Origin of the sequence: Clostridium carboxidivorans P7 (assembly GCF_001038625.1) — a bacterium.
In the GTDB taxonomy this organism is placed as follows: Bacteria; Bacillota; Clostridia; order Clostridiales; family Clostridiaceae; genus Clostridium_AM; species Clostridium_AM carboxidivorans.
The window spans coordinates 3420286-3442910 of record NZ_CP011803.1 but is presented as its reverse complement, the minus strand read 5'-3'; the positions used below and the strand labels follow the sequence as shown (position 1 = coordinate 3442910).

The window sequence follows — 22625 nt, the reverse complement described above, 5'->3', positions numbered from 1 at the left end:
GTCATAACATTAGCTAAATTGTTTTAGTGTTATTCTTAGCTCAAAATTTTTGAAAGCCTTAGAACTTTAGTCTTGTTTGAGGGAACCGAGTTTGACAAAGTTCTTAGGCTTTCAAAAATTTCGAGCTTTAGAATAATTAAAACATTTAGCCGTGATGACACCCTTATCATATATCACGAAATGAAAATTAAAATCCAAACTTTCACTGCACCTTTACGTCGCATAATTTTTATAAGTTGACCTAGAAGTAATTCAGTATTTGATTTAGTTTGCCATTGTAAAATGCATGTATATGGACATAATAATATATCATATTGATAATTTTTATAGAAAGTTGGAGTGTTATGGTACAAATAGGAATGCTTCATTATATGTATTTGGCAGTTATAGTATTTATTTTAATTATGATGATTTATAAAAAAGATATAGTTTTACCCTGTCTTATAGGAATAGGAATTATAGGATATATTGCTACAGGAAATGTTTTAAATTCAGTACAAATTATATATAAGGCATTAGTGGTATCTGCAAGAGAATTCATTGAAATAATAGTTATAATTTCGTTAATAAGTGCTATGTCTAAATCATTAAGGGATATTAGAGCAGACGAATTTATGGTAAAACCTATGAAAAAGTTTATGACAAATCCTACACTATCTTTTTTTATACTAGGGTTTACTATGCTTATTGTATCATGGTTTATATGGCCAACGCCTGCAGTAGCTTTTATAGGAACTATAATGGTGCCGGCAGCTCTAAAATCTGGCTTGCCAGCTATTTGGGTGGCAGTGACTTTAAATTTGTTCGGCAATGGAATGGCACTATCAAGTGATTTTTTCATACAAGCAGCACCAGCCATTACGTCTAAAGCATTAGGAATTAATAATCCATTTTATTTAATAAAAGCTAGCTTATTACTTTGGTCAGTAATGAGTATATCAACCATTGTGAGTTCTTTTATTATGATGAAAAGAGATATTATAAAAAGTCCAAAAGAAAAATTAAAAGAAGTTAATGAAGTTAGGAATGTTTTAGTAAAAATATCTACAAAAATAATAGCTGTAGTTACACCTTTAATATTTATTATGGACATATTTTTAATATATAAATTTAAATTGAAGGGAGCAGAAGCTACGTCGCTTATAGGTGGTACTGCAGTAATAGTTACTGTGGTAGTTTCTATAATAAAATATAGTTTTAAAAGAGCGTTAGGAGAAGTGGCAGGGAGTATAAAGGATGGTTTTATATTTGGTATGAAGGTATTTGCTCCAGTTATTATTATAGGGGCTTTCTTTTTTCTCGGAAGTAAGGAAACTGCCTTGCAAATATTAGGCAAAGGAGCGGGTTCTACAGGAATTCTTTCAGATGTAGGCTTATATGTATCTCAAAGGTTTCCTATAAATAAAGTTTCGGTAATAATAATGCAGTCATCTATAAGTGCTCTTTTAGGAGTTGGAGGTTCAGGATTTTCCGGGTTACCTCTTATAGGAACCTTGGCACAAGTTTTTTCTTCTAGTATTAATATAAATAAAGAGGGGCTTGCAGCTTTAGGACAGATAATAACTATATGGGTTGGCGGAGGAACCATAATTCCATGGAGTTTAGTACCTATTGCTGCTATATGCGATGTGCAGCCTTTTGAGCTTGCAAAAAAGAATTTGATACCTGTATTTATAGGAGTTATATGTACTATTATAACAGCTATAATATTTTTATAGAATTAAATAAAGTTCAGCTAAATTTGTAGTATGAAGAATTTAACTGAACTTTATTATTTATACCAATGAGTATTTATTTTTAATTTATCAAATAAAAAATAAGTTATAAATGGTTAATGAGCTTTATCTGATTTGAAAAAAATTTCATTATTTTTGTCTGTCAAGTTCTTCTAATCTATTTTGCTGCTTTTCTTTTAAATTTTTAAGATCCTCATCACTCATTTGTGAACCATAATGGCTTATATATTCCTGTGTATCATCATAATTTTCTCTTAAATTTTCTAAGTTATTATTTAAAGATTCATTACCATATACAATATTATTTTTTAAATGGTCAATTTCAGATTTTCTTTCACTTTGAACTTCTTCTGCACGTTCAAGTCTTTCAGGGTCTCCTATGTCTGAGTGCTGCTCTAAGTGTCTTTCAGTTCTTGTATAATTTTCTACAGTATTAATCAATTGATTTATTTTATTTTCATTTTGTTCTTGAATCCTTCTTTTTTGTAATTCTCTATCAGTATCTTGTTTATTTGTCATATATGAATCCTCCTTTTATATTGTAATTAACACATATTTATTTTTACTTTTAAGAGGAGGTTTATACATGGTTTAATATGTTAGATTTTTCATACTTAAATCTAAAACCTTAAAAGAATGTGTTAGAGTACCTGTGGATATATAATTTATATTTAATTTGGATAAATTTTTAATACTTTTCAAATCTACATTGCCTGAAACTTCTATTTCAGCTTTACCATTTATTATCTTTATGGCAGATTCCATTGAAGGTATGTCCATATTATCTAACATCACTATATCAACTTTGGCTTCTAAGGCTTCAACTAATTGATCTAAATTTTCAACTTCAACTTCAATTTTTCTAACAAATGGGGCATTAAGTCTTACCATGTTAACTGCATTTTTAATATTTCCAGCAGCAGCTATATGATTGTCCTTTATGAGAACTCCATCATTAAGTCCAAATCTATGATTACAGCCTCCACCAATGGTTACAGCATACTTTTCAAATATTCTTAAATTAGGAGTAGTTTTTCGTGTATCTAAAAGTTTAATTTTAGTATTTTCAAGTTCGGTTGCAAACTTTCTTGTAAGAGTTGCGATTCCGCTCATTCTTTGGAGAAAATTTAAGGCAACTCTTTCACCAGTGAGGAGAATTCGTACATCTCCAGAAATTTGTCCTATTTTTTTACCTTTAAAAACAGAATCACCATCTTCCACAAAGAATTCAACTTCAGCATTTTGAAGAATAGTAAAAACTCTTTTAAAAACCTCTAAACCACATATTATTCCATCTTCTTTTGCTATTAAATCTACTTTGGCTTTTTTATAATTTTTTATAATAGATTCTGTGGTTATATCTCCATAAGAAATATCTTCATTGAGAGCATTTTTTATTATTTTATCAGCAATTAACCAATTCATTTTTTATGTCTCCTCTCTCTTTAACTAGGGATTCTATAAATATTTTGTTGTTTAAGTCTTCATAGTATTTTTTATCATAATTAAGTGAAGGTGAATCAATATTAATCATAGGGATATTTGAAATATTTTTATTTATTTTTTTAGTACCACGTTTTGAAAATACCAATGCTTCTAGCAAAGAATTGCTTGCAAGCCTGTTAGCTCCGTGAACACCAGTACAGCTGCATTCACCAAAAGCAAAAAGATTTTCCATGGAAGTTTTTCCAAAGGTGTCTACTTCTATGCCACCCATAAAATAATGTTGAGCTGGAGAAACAGGGATAGGTTCTTTAGAGATATTTATTCCATTTTCTAAACACTTTTTATATATAGTTGGAAATCTGTTTTTCAAGAATTCTTCTTCCATAAAGGTTACATCAAGATACACATTTGAAGTATGGGTGTTTTTTTCTTCTTCATATATATATTTGGTAACTACATCTCTAGGAAGCAATTCGTCTACAAATCTATTTCCATTACAATTTATAAGCTTTCCGCCTTCACCTCTAACAGATTCTGATATTAAAAATTTTCTCTCATGTTCATTAGAGTTGAAGAAAGCTGTAGGATGAAATTGAATATAGCCCAGATTTTTTACTTTTATGTTATTTTTTAAAGCTACAGCAACTCCATCTGCAGTTAATATTTTTTGATTAGTGGAATTTCTAAATAAACCACCAATACCTCCAGCAGCCATAATTGTAATTTTAGCATGAATATTAAATTGAATATCATCCTTTATACATAAAGCACCTGCACAAACATTATCTTTTTTTAAAATGTCCAGCATGGTGCAGTTTTCAAAAATAGTTATATTTTTTCTTGATGGAATTTGTTTTAAGAGAGTTTCTTCTAATTTTTTACCAGTTTTATCTTTATAATGAACTATTCTATTTATGCTATGGGCTCCTTCTCTGGTATAAGACAATTCATCATTATCCCTATCAAAATCAAAATCCATTTTACAAAGAGCATCTATGTTTTCCATAGATTCTTCTGCAAGTATTTTTACTGCATTAATATCATTTTTGTAGGAACCTGCCTTTAAGGTGTCATTTACAAATAAATCTATATCGTTTGTGCCTCTGGCTACAGAAATACCCCCCTGTGCTAGAGCAGTATTACATTGGTCTATTTTACCTTTTGAAATCATTGTTATTTTTAAATCTTCTCTTAAATTTAGTGCTGAATAAAGTCCTGAAACTCCAGTACCTATAACTAAAACATCAGTATAAATATCCATTTTATTTTCCTCCAAGTTCATGCATATTAATAAGTGCTTTATAAGCTTTTTTTCTTATATTTTCATCTATTTCTATAGCATATTCCATATTTAGTAGGCTTTCATAAACATTATTTAAATAAGTTTTTTTCATATTTATGCAGGTCATGCCACCATTCGGAATGTAAAATTCCTTATCTTTATTTTTAAGCTTAATTTTATGAAGAACACCTTCTTCAGTGCAAATTAAGAATTTTTTGTCAGTACTATTGTTTACAAAATTTATTATTTGGCCTGTACTTCCTAGAAAATCAGCAAGTTCTCTCACAGATTTTTCACATTCAGGATGTACCAATACTTTTATACCAGGATGAAGCTTTTTAGCTTTTAGAATTTCTTCTGCTGAAACTTTTTTGTGAGTTATGCAAAAGCCATTCCAAAGTATAATTTTTTTATTTCTTACTTGCTGCTGAACATATTCTCCTAAATTTTTATCAGGAAGAAAAATTATTTCATCCTCTTGTAAATTATTTATTATATTTACAGCATTAGATGAAGTACAGCATACATCTGATACTGCTTTAACTTCAGCAGAAGAATTTATATAACATACAACTTTAGCATTAGGATGTTTATCTTTTAGTGTTAAAATGTCATTAGGATTAGCCATATCAGCCATAGGACAACCAGCATCAAAGGCAGGTAGTAAAACTGTTTTTTCAGGCGATAATATCTTTGCACTTTCAGCCATAAATTTGACACCACAAAAAACTATTATATTTTCACTGCAATCCTTTGCGATTTTACTTAGATAGTAAGAATCTCCAACAGCATCCGCAATATCTTGAATTTCAGGTCTTTGGTAATAATGAGCTAGAATTATTGCTCCCTTATCTTTTTTTAGCTTTAATATTTTATCCTTTAAATCATTTTTCATATTCATACCTCCGGTGTATACATATATTATTTTACATGTGTATATACAGCTATATATAGAATATACCATCAAAAATAGATAATATCAACTACATATATAAGCAAGTTAAGAGAATTTTGCTTATAGTTATCCAGTATGTGGTTATTAAATTAACTTGATGAATTTTGAATGTAATGATAAAATATTTCTTATAAATACAATTTTATCAGATAGCTTGGATAGTATCCGGGATATTTGATGAAATAAGTATTGTTCTAATTTTAATTGAAAATAATACCACCTAACAGAAAGGAAAAGTCTAATCTGAAGGGGAAGTTTAAATACAAAAGGTGTTTGTTTGTAAAATAATGACCTTCCCTAAAACTATTGTTTTGGGGAAGGTTTTTGCATTCAGGAAAGGAATTGTATGAAAAAATTCAAAGGATTAGTTATACCTTTAGTTATTATACTTGTATGGTGTATTGGTTCTAAACTTCATATATTTAATGATTATATAATACCTAGTCCAGCAGCTGTATTTAATACTACTTTGGAATTAATTAAGAGTGGTATACTCATAAAAAGCTTAGGGGTAAGCTTTAGCAGAGTTTTTATAGGCTTTTTTATAACCTTTATAATAGCATTTCCAATGGCTATTATTTTAGGAATGAAGAAAGAACTTTTACCTTATATAGAGCCTTTTTTAGAATTTATGAGGCATGTACCACCTATTGCAGTTATTCCTATGTTAATACTGTGGTTTGGAATTGGAGAAACTTCAAAGCTAGCAGTCATATTCCTTGCTACATTTTTCCCTATATTTTCAAATACTTTAAATGGAGTTACTAATTATGATGAAAAACTTCTAGAGGTAGGTGAAATCTTTGGATTTAGCACTACGGATAAGTTTTTTAAGATAATTTTACCTCAAGCAGTACCTTCTATAATAACAGGTATTCAATTAGGATTGGGATACAGTTGGAGATCACTTATGGGTGCAGAGCTTATAGCAGCTTCTTCAGGTATAGGATATATGATAATGGATGCAGAGCAATTATCCAGACCAGATATAATACTAGTTGGAATTTTTTCTATAGGAATCTTAGGGTATTTGGTTGATTATATTTTCATTAATATAACTAGTAAGTTTGCACATTCTTACGGGAGAGAGGTGGACTATGGCAGGACTGGAAATAAAAAAGCTGTGCAAGAGCTTTGATATAAAAGGTACTAAGGTCAGTGCGTTGAATAATATTAACTTATTAATAGAAGACGAAAGTTTTGTTACTATAGTTGGAAAAAGTGGATGTGGTAAAACTACTTTACTTAGAATAATATGTGGACTTGAAAATCAGACAGAAGGAAATATAAGTTTTATATATAGAGATGAAAAACTAAAAGAGAAGGATTCTAAAAAGAAGGTTAGTATAGTTTTTCAAGAACCCAGATTGATGCCATGGCTTACAGTAGAGCAAAATATGGCTTTTCCACTTATTAAAAATAAGAATAGACAGGAAGTTTGTGATATAGTTCATAAATATTTAAATATGCTGGGATTGGAAAAGTTTAAAGAAGCTTATCCTTCTCAGATTTCAGGAGGTATGGCTCAAAGAGTATCATTAGGAAGAACCCTTTGTTATAATCCTGAAATAATTCTCATGGATGAACCCTTAGGTGCTCTTGATGCATTTAATAGAAGTAAACTTCAAAGAGAGTTTATAAACATATTTTTAGAAAATAAAAAGACTATAGTTTTTGTTACTCATGATGTAGATGAAGCTATTTATTTAGGGCAAAAAATAGTAGTTATGGACAAAGGTCATATAATAAAGAAAGAAATTATTGATATGGATTATTATAGAGATAGTTCTTCCAATAAATTTTTAGAGATAAAAAACAGCTTGCTCAAAGAAATTTTAGCCTAAAGAACAAATGAAAATGTTAATTAGCCTATGGCTTAAATTAATAAAAAACAAGGGGGACTAACAATGAAAGCATTAAGAAAATTAAGCTTAGTATTAACAGCTGCTATGATTACTACATCACTGGTAGGTTGTGGTGAAACTCAAAAAAATTCTAGTAGTGCAGATTCAAACAAAAAATCAACAGAGCAGAAGGTAAGCAACATAAATATTTCTTATGTTAAATCACCTTTAAATGTACCATCTATAATAGAAAAGAGAAAAAATTTATTCCAGGATGAGTTTTCAAAGGATAACATAAAAGTAACATTTCCTGAGATTACAGAAGGATCAAAGATGACAGAAGCTGTAGCTGCAGGTTCATTAGATTTTTGTAATGCAATTGGAGCTACTTCAGTTATTTTAGGTGCTGCCAATGGTGTTGATATTAAGATAATAGGAATGTACAGTAGAGCGCCAAAAGCATTTACAATTATGGCTAAAGATCCAAATATAAAATCTATAGAAGATTTAAAAGGAAAAAAGGTAGTAGGTCCTAAGGGAACAATACTTCATCAATTACTTTTAGGTGCACTTAAAAATAAAAATATGAAAGCTGAAGATGTTCAATTTATAAATATGGGAATACCACAGGGAGTTTCAGCATTAATGTCTGGTAGTGCAGATGCAGCATTAGTTGCAGGAGCTTCAGTACCACAAGCTTTGACAAAAGGAGCACATATTATTACTACAGGTGAAGGAATACTAGATGCTACTATAGTAATTGCAGCTAGAAAGGATTTCTTGGATAAACATATGGATATAGCCAAAAGATATATGAATGTTCATAATAAGAGTCTTCAATTCATGAAAGATAATCCAGATGAAACTTATAAATTAGCTTCAGAAGAAACTCAGATATCTGTTGATCAAGTTAAGGAAATGTACAACTGGTATGATTTTAGCCCTAAGATAACGGATAAGGATATGAAAGAACTGGAAAAAACACAGGATTTCTTAATGGAAAATGGAATGCTTAAAAAGAAAGTTGATATAAAATCATTAATACAGGATATTAGCAAGTAATTGAAAGTTTCATTACATTACAACTAAATTAGGAAGCGTAAATAGATTTGTATAAAATTAAATCTATTTACGCTTTTTTATGTTTCAATTGAGCTTAAGTTTTTAACACCATATTGTAAAGATTCATATAATAAAGCAGGAGTTATGTTAAATATAAGGAGATGATGTTTTGGATAAAGTATGTGTAAAAAATATTTATATGAACTATCATTCTTTAAAAGGTTTTACTAAGGCATTAATGAATATAAATTTTGCTGTAGAGGAAGGGGAATTTTTAAGTATAGTTGGACCTTCTGGTTGTGGTAAATCCACACTTTTAAATATAATAGCAGGATTATTAAAGCCTTCTTTTGGCGAAATCTATATAGATAATGAAAGTTTAACTAGTTTTTCTAGTAAAATGGGTTATATGTTTCAGCGTGATCAGTTGTTTGAATGGATTACTGTGTGGGATAACATAATGTTAGGCATTAAAATTCAACATAAAAAGGTAAGTGATTATACTGAAAATATAAATAAATTACTTAGAGATTATGGATTATGGGATTTTAGATTTCATTATCCAAAGGAACTTTCTGGTGGAATGAGGCAAAAGGTAGCACTTATAAGAACTTTAGCTGTAAATCCTGAGGTTTTGCTTTTAGATGAACCTTTTTCAGCCTTAGATTATCAAACTAGACTTAATATAAGTGATGAAATATTCAAGATAATAAAAAAGGAAGGTAAAACAGCAATTATGGTAACTCACGACATATCAGAGGCTATATCTATGTCTAATAGAGTTATAGTATTATCCAGTAGACCTGCACAAATAAGAAAAATATTCAATATAGAATTTTCAGTTCCACACGAATCACCATTAAAATCAAGGGAAGAACCAGAATTTAGAATATATTTCAATAATATATGGAAGGAGTTAAATTCATAATGATAGATGAAGTAAAAGAACATTCCTTATATATTAACAATGTTGAAAAAACAAAAAGAAAAATAGTATTTACTAGGCTTTTAATTTTGATATTAATTTTTGTATTGTGGGAAGTATTAGGTGATTTGAAGATAATGGATCCCTTTTTAACTAGCACTCCATCAAGAATGTGGAAAAGCCTATTAAAATTATATTCAGAAGGTGCTTTGTTTAATAACATAGGAATTACATGTATAGAAACCATATTTGGATTTTTATTAAGCACTATTCTAGGTACTTTAATTGCTATACTTTTATGGTGGTCGGATTTTGTATGTAAGGTTTTAGATCCATATATTGTAGTACTTAATGCGCTACCCAAAATAGCACTTGCTCCTATTATAATATTCTGGGTTGGAAATGGAATTAAGGCAATAGTAGTTGTAACTTTACTTATAGCTATAGTGGTTACAATAATATCTGTATTGAATGGATTTAAAGAGGTTGATACAGATAAAATTAAACTTCTAAGAACTTTTGGTGCTTCTAAACTTCAAATATTAATACATCTTATAATTCCAAGTTCAGTACCTACATTAGTTTCTTCTCTTAAAATAAATGTGGGACTTTCTTGGGTAGGTGTTATAATGGGGGAATTTTTAGTAGCAAAGGAAGGACTTGGTTTCTTAATAATATATGGAGGTCAAATTTCTCAATTAGATACAGTTATGCTAAGTATATTGATATTATCCATTTTAGCTTATGTAATGTATGAAGGTGTTGAATTTGTAGAAAAAAGACTTATATTGAGACGTTAATAATTAAGCTAGAAATAGCCTTATAGCGTGAGGCTATTTTTTTATTTTTAAAATGAAGTGATAGTTTAGATTTTAACTTTAATTGAATATATTTGATTGTATGCGTATGAATAATATAAAAAAATGATAAATATTCTGCACAAATATTCTAATTATTTAGTATTTGCCATATTTCCTTGTTTTAAGCATTTTTTATTGATTATTATAACTTTAAGTCATTATATCTCAAAATATGACATTGGAAAGTATTGTAGGTTATTTGCTATAATGCTATTTAATTAATATAAATTTTAAGTATTGCCAATTAAAACTACTTACAGGAACTGAATATTATATATTAATGTCTTTAAAGCCATTATAAACAGACAGAGAATTATTTCTATAACAATATTGTACTAATAAAATGTGTAATGGAAGATGTTAATAATCTTGTAAAGAGTGGTATTTGTAGGAGAACAGTATAATTAGAAGGAGTGACAAGATAATGGTATCAAAAGAGATGTATGAATTAGGATCAAAACGTTCTGTAATTAGGGAATTATTTGAGTATGGAAAACAGCAGGCTGCAATTGTTGGAAAAGAAAATGTATTTGATTTTAGTATTGGAAATCCAACTGTTCCAGCGCCAGAATGTGTAAAAGAAGCTATTATAGAATTACTGGAAACAAAAAAGTCAGATGAAGTCCATGGCTATACTTCTGCACAGGGAGATTTTGAAGTAAGAAAAGGTATAGCTGATTATATGAACAATACATATAATTCACAGCTTAAAGCGGATAATTTTTATATGACATGTGGTGCAGCAGCTTCATTATGTATTGCACTTAAGGCTCTTACTGTAAATTCAGAAGATGAGTTTATTATTGTTGCACCTTATTTCCCAGAATATTTGGTTTTTGTAAAAAGCGCAGGTGCAAAGGCTGTAGTAGTACCAGCAGATACAGAAAATTTTCAAATTCAGATGGATTTATTAGAGAAGTCCATTAATTCTCATACAAAAGGAATTATAATAAATTCTCCTAATAATCCATCAGGTGTTGTATATTCAGAAAAAACCTTCAAGTATTTAGCAGATTTGTTAAAAAGGAAATCTGAAGAATATCAAAATACTTTATATCTAATATCAGATGAACCTTATAGAGAGATTGTTTATGATGATATACAGATACCATATGTTCCAGCTTATTATGAGAATACAATCGTATGTTATTCATATAGTAAGTCAATTTCACTTCCAGGAGAAAGAATAGGATATATACTAGTTCCTGATTGTGTGGAAAATACTAAGGATGTTTATACAGCAGTATGTGGAGCAGGACGTTCACTTGGATATGTATGTGCACCAAGTTTATTCCAAAAGGTAGTATTGAAGTGTTTAGGCAAAACATCAGATATAGCACTATATGATACAAATAGAAAATTGTTGTACAATGAACTTACTAAAATGGGTTATCAATGTGTAAAGCCAGATGGTGCTTTTTACTTATTTGTAAAGGCTTTAGAGGAAGATGATGTGAATTTTTCTCAAAATGCAAAGAAATTTAATCTTCTAATTGTTCCAGGAGGCGATTTTGGATGTCCGGGATATGTGAGAGTTTCTTATTGTGTTGATACAGAAATGTTAAAAAGGTCTTTTGATGCATTTGAGAAATTAAGAGATTTGTATAAATAAAAGTAGATGTAAATAGACTATATCTAAGAATTAGTATTAATTTTTAGATATAGTTTTTTGTTTATGCTGCTGCAATATGAGTACATTGCGTAAAGTTTTAAGTTTTATACCACTGTTGTTAAATAAGATGTTATAATGTATTTGAATTAAAAAATGTGTGAAGATTATAATAATTTAGAAATGGAGGGAATCTAGTTAAAAAGTTAGTTTAACTAGAGATTTGTATGACTAAAATAATGAGAATAGGAAAAAAAGATTTTGAAATTGGTAAAAGAACTTATATAATGGGTATTTTAAATGTTACTCCAGATTCCTTTTCAGATGGTGGTAAGTTTAATAATATAGAAAAAGCTATACAGCATGCAAAGGAAATGATAGAGCAGGGTGCAGATATAATAGATATAGGCGGAGAATCTACGAGGCCTAATCATACATCAGTGTCAGAAGAAGAAGAATTAAACAGAGTGGTTCCTGCAATAAAAGCATTAGTTAAGGAAATAGATGTACCAATTTCTGTTGATACATATAAGGGCAAAGTAGCAGAAGAAGCTGTAAAAGCAGGTGCTACTCTTATAAATGATGTTTGGGGATTTAAAAAGGATCCTTATATAGCAGAAGTAGCAGCAAAGTATGAAGTGCCATGCTGCTTAATGCATAATAGAGAAAACAAGGACTATATAAACTTAATGGAAGATGTATTAAGTGATTTAAAAGAGAGTATAGATATTGCTTTAAAAGCAGGTGTAAAACCTGAAAACATCATTTTAGACCCAGGAATAGGTTTCGCTAAAACTTATGAACAAAATTTAATTGTTATGAACCATCTAGAGGACTTTCGTAAATTTGGATATCCATTGCTTTTAGGAACTTCAAGAAAGTCCATGATAGGCAATGCCTTAAATTTACCTACAGAAGAAAGAGTGGAAGGTACTGTAGCTACTACAGTTATAGGAATAATGAAAGGCTATGATTTTGTAAGAGTTCATGATATAAAAGAAAATAAAAGAGCATCAGTTATGACAGATGCTATAGTTAGATTATATTAGTAGAAACATGTATATAAATTTCCAATATCAATCACAAAATAACTAGTTTTTTAATAGTATAGTATAGTGTATTAATATTAAAAAGGTGATGTATCTTTGAAGGCATATGCTGTTTTTCAAGGTGGAGGAGTTAAGGCTATAGGCTTTGTAGGGGCAATTACTAAGTTTGAACAAATGGGATATAAGTGGGAAAAGTTAGCTGGAACTTCTGCAGGAGCAATTATAGCTTCATTATTGGCAGTAGGATATACTAGTAAGGAATTGAAAAACATAATGAGTACATTAGACTATACTAGCTTTTTAGATAAAAATAGATTACAGTCTCTTCCTATTATAGGCAAAGTGCTGGGAGTTGTGGCTCAAAAGGGACTTTATCAAGGAAAATATATAGAAACTTGGATAGATGAGTTATTAAAAGCTAAAGGTAAAACTAAATTTAAGGATGTAAGTAAAAATGGAGTATCAAATCTTAAAATAATAGCTTCGGATATAACTAAAAAAAGTATTCTTATTCTTCCAGATGATCTTATAAAATATGGAATTGACCCTATGGAATTTGAAATTGCAAAAGCCGTTAGAATGAGTACAAGTATTCCTTTTTATTTCAAACCCGAAAAATTAAGATATAGAGATAAATATAGTTTCATAGTAGACGGAGGAATACTAAGTAATTTTCCAGTGTGGATATTTGATGTTACAGGAGTACCTAAATTACCTACTTTCGGATTTAAGTTTCAAAAAGTATCTAAATCATGCAGTGAAAAAGAAAGAAATGATTTTTTATGTTTTGTAATGGATTTAGTTGAATCTGTAATTGATAATTATGATGAGACTTATTTAACGGATAAAGATCGGGTAAGGACTATATCTATACCTACTGCCGATGTTAAAACTACAGATTTTGATATAAAAAGGGATAAGAGTTTAAGGCTATTTGATTTAGGATATGAAAGTGCAGAAAGGTTTCTCAATGAATGGGATTTTAGAGAATACATTAGATGTTATGTTCAGAAAAAAGTTTCAATATAAGCAAAATGCGAAGCAATGCTTCGCATTTTGCTTATAATGTTTATTTTTAGCCACTTATTACAGATGTATTTTCAAAAAGTGGTATTTAGGTGATCTCCAAGTTTTTAAATAGGATATGTTTAATGCTTCAAAAGAATGTTGAGAAATTAAAGGCTTATTTTGTGAAAATCCTGTTATAATTGCTGAATGAAATATAATATTTTTTTTATTTTCATAGAATATTAAATCTCCTAATTCTAGAGAATTAATATCAGATGTTTCAACTCCTTTACAGCCAGGTAGATTGGATTCTGCATTTATTTTTAAATACCAGTAAAGAGAATGGGCTAAAGTCCAAGAAAGTGACTGGTTGGTATTGTTGTACCACCATGGATTTTTAGGACTTAAAATCATTGGTGCTCCTCCAGCATATAAACATTGCGAAACAAAGTTTGCACAATCACCACTGTTATTTTTTATTAAAGGAAAGTATCTATATTTTTTATTAGTGTTTAAAGCATACTTCAAAGCGTATTTTACAGAATCACTTCTAGAATATTGTGATACTCTAAGCATATACATAATTAGTTATCCCACCAAATTATAGCATTATAATAACAGTATATGTGTTAAGTAGTGAAGGGTTAAATTATTTTAAAAGTTAATATTAATAAACTAGTGTTATATCTTTAAAGTTTTATGACAAAAGTATGTATTTTTATTATGTATATATGTAATGTATCTTCTAATATCTATATAGAAGATACATTTAAGAGTTTATTTATGCTTTCTACTCCATTGATTGTATAAGTCTGGGTATTCTTCCTTTAATATTTTCATGAATTTAGGTAATACTGATAGTTCTCTTAATCCTTTCATTATTTTGAGAGGGTAATTAAGTTTCCTTTCGAAAACTTTTCTAGGGTCTATTACTCTAACATCTTCATTAGGTTGAACAAAAATATGAGCAAGTCTTATATCTAGTTTTTTAAATCCAGCAGTTTTAAAGCTTTCTACAAGTTTAACAAGATTTATAGCTAGTTTTTCAGAAAGTCCATTTTTCCTTATATAATCTTTAATGCACATTCCAGGAATATATTCTCTTATCATAGCTCTATTGTTATAAGAATATACTTTAGCAAAATGAGGATTATCCTGTACTCTTAGTAATATTTCTAGTTCACCCTTGCAGCCTTTTTCCTTGTTGTATATCTTAATAATTCTTTTTTTGTCTGGAAGAAGGTATACAGATCCTTGACGACCTTTACCGATGAATTTACATTCTTTCAAATTAACTCCTAAATACTTCTTATCTACTGAGTTATCCATTTTTTTACCTCCATATTATGTGATTTTAGCTGTATATTGTGTCTGCTTAGTATATAATATTAAATGTTATTTACATTTGACATCACTATAATAAAAAATTACTATAAATATATAGGATCATTACAAACAATACAATTTGAAGGGAGCTTTATATAATATGGATGATATACTAAAAATAATAAAAGATAAGAAATTAACTTATCAGCAAAGATTAATAGCACTTGCAGGTGGAGCGGAATCCAGCTTAAACGTGTTAAATATAAGTGATGATGTACAAAAACTTAGAGAGGAAGGAGTAATCTGTGATCTTAATGAAGGTAATGCGCCTTATAGGCCAAGATATGTATTGCCTGATTATGAAAAATTCATGGAACAAGGAAGTGAATTTTTAGGATTGAAGCCTCCAAAAGATATTTGGGAAGCTGTAAATAATTTATTAATACTATATAAGCATGTGCCTTCAGTTACAACAATGCCTGTTTATGTAGGAAACGTTGATACTTTATTAGAACCTTTTATTGAGGATGAAGAAGAAGCATACAAGGCAATAAAATTATTTTTCATTCATATAGATAGAACTGTAACAGATTCTTTTTGCCACGGTAATATAGGACCTAAGGATACAAAGGCAGGTAGAATAATATTAAAGGTACAAAGAGAAATCCAAACAGCTATACCTAATATAAGTTTAAAATATAGCAAAGAAGAAACATCTGATGCTTTTGCTGTGGATGCTGTAAGTACAGCATTAGTTACAGCAAAGCCAAGTTTTGCAAATCATGAAATGTTTTTAGAAGAGTTTAAACCTAATAGATATGCTATAGCAAGTTGTTACAATGGTTTATGTATAGGTGGAGGAAGCTATACCCTAGTTAGATTAAATTTAAAAGCTTTAGCTGAAAAAGCTAGCAGCCAAGAAGAATTTATAAATGATCTTTTACCAGCTACTATGGAAAAAATGGCTTCATATATGGATGAAAGAATAAGATTTTTAGTAGAAGAAAGTGGATTCTTTGATTCCAACTTCCTTGTAAAAGAAGGTCTTATAAGTAGAAATAAATTTACAGCTATGTTTGGCATGTTTGGGCTTGCTGAGTGTGTGAACACACTTTTAGGTGTAGAAGGTTTAGATAAGAGATTTGGACATAATAAGAAAGCTGATGAACTAGGTTTGAGAATTATACAAAAAATGTATGATGTAGTAAATAAGAGAACTAATCCATATTGTGAGGCAGCTGAAGGACATTTTCTACTTCATGCTCAAGTTGGAATAGAAACTGATAAGGGTACAAGTCCAGGATGTAGAATACCTATAGGAGAAGAGCCAGAATTACATGAACATCTAATTCAGAGTGCTGAATTCCATAAATATTTTCCATCTGGAATAGGAGATATATTCCCATTTGAAGTAACAGCAAAGAAAAATCCAGAAGCTATTTTAGACATAATAAAAGGTGCATTTAATCAGGGAATGAGATATTTTTCATTGTATGCATCAGATAGCGATGTAATAAGAATAACTGGATATCTTGTAAAAAAATCAGACTTGGAAAAGTTAGATAAAGGAGAAGCTGTGCTTCAGGATACAGTAGCACTAGGATTAGGTGCAGTCAAAAATTCAAGAGTATTGGAGAGAAAGGTAAGAAAATGTTAAAGGGAATTGTAAGAAAAATTATCCCATTTAGCTTTGTAGATGGTCCGGGAAACAGGACGGCCATATTTTTTCAAGGATGTAATTTTGATTGTCTTTATTGCCACAATCCAGAAACTATAAAAAGCTGTATTCAGTGTGGGGAATGTGTAGATAATTGTCCATATGGTGCAATATCTTTAGTTGAAAAATCTGTGATATGGAATCCAGAAAAGTGTGAGGATTGTGGTTTGTGTGTTAAGATATGTAAAAATAAATGTGGGCCTAAATTTAGAAGTATGGATACAGAGGACATATTAGAACAGATACTAAAGGTTAAGACTTTTATTTCAGGGATAACTGTATCAGGAGGAGAGTGTACCCTTCAAGGGGAATTCCTTGTGGAGTTGTTTGAAAAGGTAAAAAAGTTAGGATTGACAATATTTGTAGATAGCAATGGAAGTACTGATTTTAGAAAGCATAAAGAACTTACTCAATTGTTGGATATGGTTATGCTAGATGTGAAATCTTTTGATAAAGATGAACATAAAATGCTTACGGGAAAAGATAATAATATAGTTATAGAAAATGCAAAATATTTAGGTAGTATAAATAAGTTATATGAAATTAGAACGGTAATAGTACCTGAAGTTTTAGATAACTATAGAAATGTAAATGAAATAAGTAAGCTTATAGTAGATATTAATCCTAAAATAAGATATAAACTTATAAAGTATAGAAGTATAGGTACTCGTGAAGACAAGATTAATACACATCAACCTACTGATGAAATGATGGAACAACTTAAAACTAAAGCTTGTAGTAATGGATGTGAAAATGTAATTATAGTGTAAGGTTTTTATATGAGTCTAATATACGCATAATGCGAAGCTTTGCTTCGCATTGTACTTATATTAAGTTAAAATTTTGTTTTTAAATATAGTTTTATTGTATAGAGTAGCCTGTATTTGTAATACACTGCTCTATTTTTTTTGCGTCTGCAGGAGTATTAAATTCTACTTCCACAGTCCCGCGAGCTATGTCTACTGCAATTTCTTGAACTCCTTCTATCTTATCTAGAGCATTTTTTAGTTTAGTTTTACTTTCAGGATATACCATACCTGAAACGTTATAATGAACTGTTTTCATTTTTTATCCACTCCTTAATATATTCAAAATATACATTTTAGTATTATGAGAAATATAAATTTTTATTCAAAATACATATAATGTTAAAAAAGAAGTACTATAATTAAAGATATATTCAATAGTTAAAAGTATGAAAGCAAAGGTGAGTTCAATGCCAGAAAAATATTGGCCTGAAACCGTAATATTATGGGGGGCGGGTGCTACCAATTCTTTAGGACTTTATGCTACAAAAGAATTAATTCAAATTGTAATAAAGATAAATAAAAATGATTTTTCTTTTTTAGATGGTAAAGATGAAAAATTGAAATCATCTTTTAAAAAATTAGTGACAGAATATTTAATAGAAGATGGAGAACTTTCAAAAATATATGATTTAAAGGCGCTGCAAACTATTATAAACACAAATACAAAAATTAATATGCATGAACTTTTTACAATGCTGGATCAATTAATAGATAGTAATATGGGATTTAATGCTTTTTGTAATGGAAAAACAGAATTTTTAAGAGTAGAGAGAGTAAAAGCTGCTAAGAGGTGCTTAATTCTTCTAATCGAGGAATTAGAAAGATTAAGCATACAAAAAAAGCCAGGGTATATGGATAAAAAAAGTTTAGATCCATATTATCAATTTACTAAAATATTGACAGACATTATGAAAGAAGAAGGAGATATTTTTGATAGGCGAGGATATGAGAGAGATACAAGGAGATTCTATCTATATTCTTATGCTATAATATCATTTAATTGGGACCCTGTAATTTTGTGGAATATATTTAATTCACATAAGGAACAAAATGATAATTCATATTATTTGAAAGATGGTTTAAAGCTTAGGCTTTTTGATGATTTTGGGACTCAAATTGCTTCTATAAAAATAGACAGTGATGAGCCAGAAATATGGTATACAGTAGAGGAATCACAATGTAAAAGGATAAATGATTATAAGTATCCATCTAGAATTGTAAGAATAGGAAAAATTCTTTTTCCCCATGGTATTTTTGGATCAAGGATATGTCCTGAATGTGGAAAGTATATAACAACCTTTGGAGGAAGCTGGAATCGATTATCTACAGAAGTTTTTGGACCATCTGTATTGCAAGATTTACAAAAATCATGGAAATATAAAAGTGAAAATGAAAAAAAGAATAAAAAAGGAGCTATAGAGTGTCCATACTGTGGACAAATAACTTATCCATTTGATATGCCGCTTATAATGCAAACTTTAGCAAAACAAAAAAGTATACCACCTTTAGAGGAAATAAAAACAGAAATGGGACTTTTAATGAAGAATGCAAAACATATAATATTTGCTGGATATAGTTTGCCATTGGATGATATTATGGTGAAAACCTTTTTTATGTCTTCTATTTCAGGAAATGATAAAAATAAACTTAAGTGTACAGTTATAAATTACGATGAGGATTATAAATGTGCAAAGGAATGGCTTACTGGCAGTGATATAGAGAGATATGTAAAGAAGAGTAAGAATGCTTCTGTAGTAGAATGCATAGAAAATGTTTGTGACATATTCAATTTGGAGAATGTAAGAATTTCTCTCAAAGGAATACCTAATGTATTTATGAAAAATGAAAAATGTAATAGGCACAAAATTATAGATTTATTGTATCCAAAAGAATATTTTCCAGAAGGTTTTCCTGTTAGCAGAGAATAGGATAGTATTAACTTAGATTTTGCATATATATAATTTTGAATTAATATAAGCAAAATGCGAGGGATTTTTTAGAGGACAATTGACAGAGGACAGAGGACAATGAAGGTGAGTTTTCCTCCTTATGTCAGAAAACTAATTTATTTTTAAGTTTGTTTTGCTAACGCAAAACAAGCTTCGAATCTATATAAGTCAGCAATGTTCCGCTTTAGCGAAATGAGTCATTAAAAATTTAATTAAAGATTTTTTGTAGCAAAGCGGAGAAAAATCATCCTTCACTGTTTTCTGTCAATTGTCCTCTGTCCTCTGAAAAAGCGGAAAGTAAGTTGTTGAATGCTAATTGCAAATTAAAATCAAAATTGTAATATAGTGGTTGCAACACAAATAATGTGGTATAATTGTTAAAATAAAAATTATTAGGGGGCTAACCAATGAGTGTAGAAAGTGTAAAAAAACAATTTCATGATGAAAATTTAAAATTGAAAGTATTTGAGCTTGATGAAAGTACAGCAACTGTAGAATTAGCAGCTCAGGCTATAGGGGTAGAGCCTGAACGTATAGCAAAAACTATGGCCTTTAAATTAAAGGATAGGGACATTTTAATAGTTTCAAAGGGTGATGCTAAAATAGATAATAGAAAGTTTAAAGATTGTTTTAGTACTAAAGCTAAAATGCTAAATCATGATGAAGTACTAGAAGTAACTGGCCATCCTGTAGGAGGGGTTTGTCCTTTTGGACTTAAAAATCATATGGATACATATTTGGATGTATCACTTAAAAAATTTGATTTTGTGTATCCAGCAGCAGGATCACCACATGCTGCAGTAAAGGTAGCTGTTGATGAATTAGAGAATATAACCAAAGGTACCTGGGCAGATTTATGCAAATAAATATGTGAGTAATATGAAAGTTGAAGGATTATATTAAAAATAATATGATTCTTCAACTTTTTTATTAGAAATTTTTAAAAAATATATTGTAATTCAAATTTAAATAAGCTAAAATTAATTTAGTAAGCAAAAGTTAAGAAAAGTGAAAGTTATATTATAAAGAGAGGGAGTCAAGTGACAAATAGAGAAGAAGAAATTTTAAAGCTTATAAAAAGTAATCCTATGATTTCTCAAAAAGAGCTTTCAGAAATTTTGGGTATTACCCGTTCTTCAGCAGCAGTACATATTACAAATTTAATGAAAAAAGGATATATAAAGGGAAAAGGATATGTATTAAATGAAGCTCCTTATGTATGTGTAGTAGGTGGTGCTAATGTTGATATCCAGGGGTTTCCTAATCAGATATTAATACAAAAGGATTCTAATCCTGGTCAGGTAAAAATATCCCTAGGCGGTGTTGGAAGAAACATAGGTGAAAATTTAAGAAAAATGGATGTAGAGACTAAACTTATTACTGTTATAGGTAATGATGTATATGGCAATAAGATAATAGAAGAAGGAAGAAACATAGGACTGGATATGGAACATTCCCTTGTACTTCATGAGCAGCCAACTTCTACTTATTTATGCATACTCAATGAAAAAGGAGATATGCAGGTAGCTATTGCATATATGGACATTTTAGAGCAAATGACAGTTGAATTTATACAAAAGAAAAAGCATGTAATAGATAATGCTAGTATTTGTGTTATAGATACAAATATACCACAGAAAACTATTGAATACATTGTAACAAATCATAAGGATACTGAGTTCTTTTTAGATACGGTATCCACAACTAAGGCAAAAAAGGTGAAGGACATTATAGGATGTTTTCATACTATAAAGCCTAATAAAATTGAGGCAGAAATCCTTTCAGGCATAGAAATTAAAAGTAATGATGATTTGAATAAATGTGGAAAATATTTTTTAGATAAAGGTGTTAAAAGAGTATTCATAACTCTTGGAGAAGATGGAGTTTATTATAATGATGGATGTGAAGAAAATATTGTAAAAACACCAAAAGTTAATGTGGTAAATGCTACAGGAGCAGGGGATGCCTTCTTGGCAGCACTGGTTTATTCCAGAATGAATAAGTTATCAATGAAAGAGAGCACTAAGGTTGCTATGACAGCATCTATTTTAGCTTTATCTCATGAAAATACCATAAATCCTAATATGTCAATTGAAAATATAAATAAAAAAATGGAGGAATTAAAATTATGTTAGAAAAATACTTAGATATAAACCCAGAGGTTAAAAAAGCATTAGAGGAAGGCAAACCAGTAGTAGCATTAGAATCTACTATAATATCTCATGGTATGCCATATCCTAAAAATGTTGAGACAGCAAGAAATGTTGAAAAAATTATAAGAGACAAAGGAGCAGTTCCTGCAACTATTGCTATTTTAAATGGTAAATTAAAAGTTGGTCTTACTAATGATGAACTTGAACATTTAGGTAATGGTAAAAATGTAATAAAAACAAGTAGAAGAGATATTCCATTTATAATTGCAAAAAAAATGGATGGAGCAACTACTGTAGCATCTACAATGATTATTGCAGAACTTGCTGGAATAAAAGTATTTGCCACAGGTGGAGTTGGTGGAGTTCATAGAGGAGCACAGCAAACTTTTGATATATCAGCAGATTTAGAAGAATTATCACATACAAATGTAGCTGTAGTTTGTGCAGGTGTAAAATCTATACTAGATATAGGATTAACTTTAGAATATTTAGAAACTAATGGAGTTCCAGTAGTAGGATTTGGAACAGATGAAATGCCAGCCTTCTATACAAGAAAGAGTGGTTTCGGAGTTGACTATAAAATTGATTCAGTTAGAGAATTATCAGATGCTATAAAAGCTAAGTGGGATTTAGGATTACAAGGTGGACTTATAGTTGCAAATCCAATTCCTGAACAATATCAAATGGATTATAATGTAATAAACAAAGCTATTGATGATGCTTTAAAGGAATCAGAAGAAAAAGGTATAAGAGGTAAGGAATCAACACCATTTTTACTTGCTAAGATAAAAGAAATAACTGGAGGAGACAGTTTAGAATCCAATATAAGACTTGTTTATAATAATGCTGCATTAGGTGCAGAATTAGCAGTAGAATTATGTAAATAAAATTTTGT

Annotated in this window: 22 protein-coding genes; 15 read left to right on the top strand and 7 right to left on the bottom strand. The window is 29.6% G+C overall.

Annotation, left to right across the window (positions count from 1 at the left end):
• Positions 1-344 precede the first annotated feature (344 nt).
• Positions 345-1718: a hypothetical protein gene (locus tag Ccar_RS15090; RefSeq protein ID WP_007062274.1), complete on the top strand. Its 1374-nt coding sequence runs from the start codon at positions 345-347 to the stop codon at positions 1716-1718.
• Between the two features lie 147 nt (positions 1719-1865).
• On the opposite strand, the gene Ccar_RS15085 is transcribed toward Ccar_RS15090, so the two are convergent.
• The 4 genes from Ccar_RS15085 to nadA form a co-directional block, all read right to left on the bottom strand.
• Positions 1866-2255, bottom strand: coding sequence for a hypothetical protein (locus tag Ccar_RS15085; RefSeq protein ID WP_007062275.1), 390 nt, complete (start codon positions 2253-2255; stop codon positions 1866-1868).
• A 72-nt stretch (positions 2256-2327) separates the two neighbouring features.
• Complete coding sequence (gene nadC / locus Ccar_RS15080; protein ID WP_007064596.1) at positions 2328-3161, bottom strand: carboxylating nicotinate-nucleotide diphosphorylase; 834 nt, start codon at positions 3159-3161, stop codon at positions 2328-2330.
• Positions 3142-4443, bottom strand: a complete 1302-nt coding sequence (locus tag Ccar_RS15075; RefSeq protein WP_007062277.1) for an L-aspartate oxidase — start codon at positions 4441-4443, stop codon at positions 3142-3144. The genes nadC and Ccar_RS15075 overlap by 20 nt, the downstream gene beginning before the upstream one ends.
• Before the next feature lies 1 nt (position 4444).
• The gene (gene nadA, locus Ccar_RS15070; protein WP_007062278.1) at positions 4445-5359 is read right to left on the bottom strand and encodes a quinolinate synthase NadA; all 915 of its coding nucleotides are present in this window, start codon (positions 5357-5359) and stop codon (positions 4445-4447) included.
• Positions 5360-5765: 406 nt separating this feature from the next.
• Between nadA and Ccar_RS15065 the strand changes: the two genes are divergently transcribed.
• From Ccar_RS15065 to Ccar_RS15030, 8 genes are all read left to right on the top strand, one after another.
• Complete coding sequence (locus Ccar_RS15065) at positions 5766-6557, top strand: ABC transporter permease (RefSeq protein ID WP_007062279.1); 792 nt, start codon at positions 5766-5768, stop codon at positions 6555-6557.
• Positions 6517-7263 (top strand): ABC transporter ATP-binding protein, encoded by a 747-nt coding sequence (locus Ccar_RS15060; RefSeq protein WP_007062280.1) that lies wholly within the window; start codon positions 6517-6519, stop codon positions 7261-7263. The genes Ccar_RS15065 and Ccar_RS15060 overlap by 41 nt, the downstream gene beginning before the upstream one ends.
• A 63-nt stretch (positions 7264-7326) precedes the next feature.
• Positions 7327-8325, top strand: a complete 999-nt coding sequence (locus tag Ccar_RS15055) for an ABC transporter substrate-binding protein (protein ID WP_007062281.1) — start codon at positions 7327-7329, stop codon at positions 8323-8325.
• 169 nt (positions 8326-8494) lie between these two features.
• On the top strand, positions 8495-9253 hold the full coding sequence (locus tag Ccar_RS15050) for an ABC transporter ATP-binding protein (protein ID WP_007062282.1): 759 nt from the start codon (positions 8495-8497) through the stop codon (positions 9251-9253).
• A complete protein-coding gene (locus Ccar_RS15045; RefSeq protein WP_007062283.1) occupies positions 9253-10050 on the top strand; it encodes an ABC transporter permease in 798 nt (265 codons plus the stop codon). Before Ccar_RS15050 ends, Ccar_RS15045 begins: the two co-directional genes overlap by 1 nt.
• Positions 10051-10534: 484 nt before the next feature.
• Positions 10535-11722 carry a pyridoxal phosphate-dependent aminotransferase gene (locus Ccar_RS15040; protein ID WP_007062284.1) on the top strand — a complete coding sequence of 396 codons (1188 nt, stop codon included), beginning with the start codon at positions 10535-10537 and terminating at the stop codon, positions 11720-11722.
• Between the two features lie 236 nt (positions 11723-11958).
• Positions 11959-12768, top strand: a complete 810-nt coding sequence (folP, locus tag Ccar_RS15035) for a dihydropteroate synthase (protein WP_179945249.1) — start codon at positions 11959-11961, stop codon at positions 12766-12768.
• 96 nt (positions 12769-12864) lie between these two features.
• Positions 12865-13797 carry a patatin-like phospholipase family protein gene (locus Ccar_RS15030; RefSeq protein WP_007062286.1) on the top strand — a complete coding sequence of 311 codons (933 nt, stop codon included), beginning with the start codon at positions 12865-12867 and terminating at the stop codon, positions 13795-13797.
• 57 nt (positions 13798-13854) lie between these two features.
• Here the strand turns inward: Ccar_RS15030 and Ccar_RS15025 are convergent, their stop codons facing one another.
• Both Ccar_RS15025 and Ccar_RS15020 read right to left on the bottom strand, forming a co-directional pair.
• A complete protein-coding gene (locus Ccar_RS15025; protein WP_007062287.1) occupies positions 13855-14358 on the bottom strand; it encodes an amidase domain-containing protein in 504 nt (167 codons plus the stop codon).
• Positions 14359-14553: 195 nt separating this feature from the next.
• Positions 14554-15105, bottom strand: a complete 552-nt coding sequence (locus Ccar_RS15020; protein WP_007062288.1) for an RIO2 family protein — start codon at positions 15103-15105, stop codon at positions 14554-14556.
• A gap of 157 nt (positions 15106-15262) precedes the next feature.
• Between Ccar_RS15020 and Ccar_RS15015 the strand changes: the two genes are divergently transcribed.
• Both Ccar_RS15015 and Ccar_RS15010 read left to right on the top strand, forming a co-directional pair.
• Entirely contained in the window at positions 15263-16759 is a 1497-nt protein-coding gene (locus tag Ccar_RS15015; RefSeq protein ID WP_007062289.1) for a YjjI family glycine radical enzyme, read from the top strand.
• On the top strand, positions 16753-17589 hold the full coding sequence (locus Ccar_RS15010; protein WP_007062290.1) for a YjjW family glycine radical enzyme activase: 837 nt from the start codon (positions 16753-16755) through the stop codon (positions 17587-17589). The genes Ccar_RS15015 and Ccar_RS15010 overlap by 7 nt, the downstream gene beginning before the upstream one ends.
• Before the next feature lie 91 nt (positions 17590-17680).
• On the opposite strand, the gene Ccar_RS15005 is transcribed toward Ccar_RS15010, so the two are convergent.
• Complete coding sequence (locus Ccar_RS15005) at positions 17681-17884, bottom strand: heavy-metal-associated domain-containing protein (protein WP_007062291.1); 204 nt, start codon at positions 17882-17884, stop codon at positions 17681-17683.
• Between the two features lie 151 nt (positions 17885-18035).
• Here Ccar_RS15005 and Ccar_RS15000 point away from each other — a divergent pair, with 151 nt between their 5' ends.
• The 4 genes from Ccar_RS15000 to Ccar_RS14985 all read left to right on the top strand — a co-directional run bounded on the left by Ccar_RS15000 (position 18036) and on the right by Ccar_RS14985 (position 22617).
• Positions 18036-19556, top strand: coding sequence for a hypothetical protein (locus Ccar_RS15000; protein WP_007062292.1), 1521 nt, complete (start codon positions 18036-18038; stop codon positions 19554-19556).
• Positions 19557-19984: 428 nt separating this feature from the next.
• On the top strand, positions 19985-20443 hold the full coding sequence (locus Ccar_RS14995; RefSeq protein ID WP_007062293.1) for a YbaK/EbsC family protein: 459 nt from the start codon (positions 19985-19987) through the stop codon (positions 20441-20443).
• 174 nt (positions 20444-20617) lie between these two features.
• Positions 20618-21712, top strand: a complete 1095-nt coding sequence (locus Ccar_RS14990; RefSeq protein WP_007064600.1) for a PfkB family carbohydrate kinase — start codon at positions 20618-20620, stop codon at positions 21710-21712.
• A complete protein-coding gene (locus tag Ccar_RS14985) occupies positions 21706-22617 on the top strand; it encodes a pseudouridine-5'-phosphate glycosidase (RefSeq protein ID WP_007062296.1) in 912 nt (303 codons plus the stop codon). The genes Ccar_RS14990 and Ccar_RS14985 overlap by 7 nt, the downstream gene beginning before the upstream one ends.
• Positions 22618-22625: the final 8 nt, after the last annotated feature.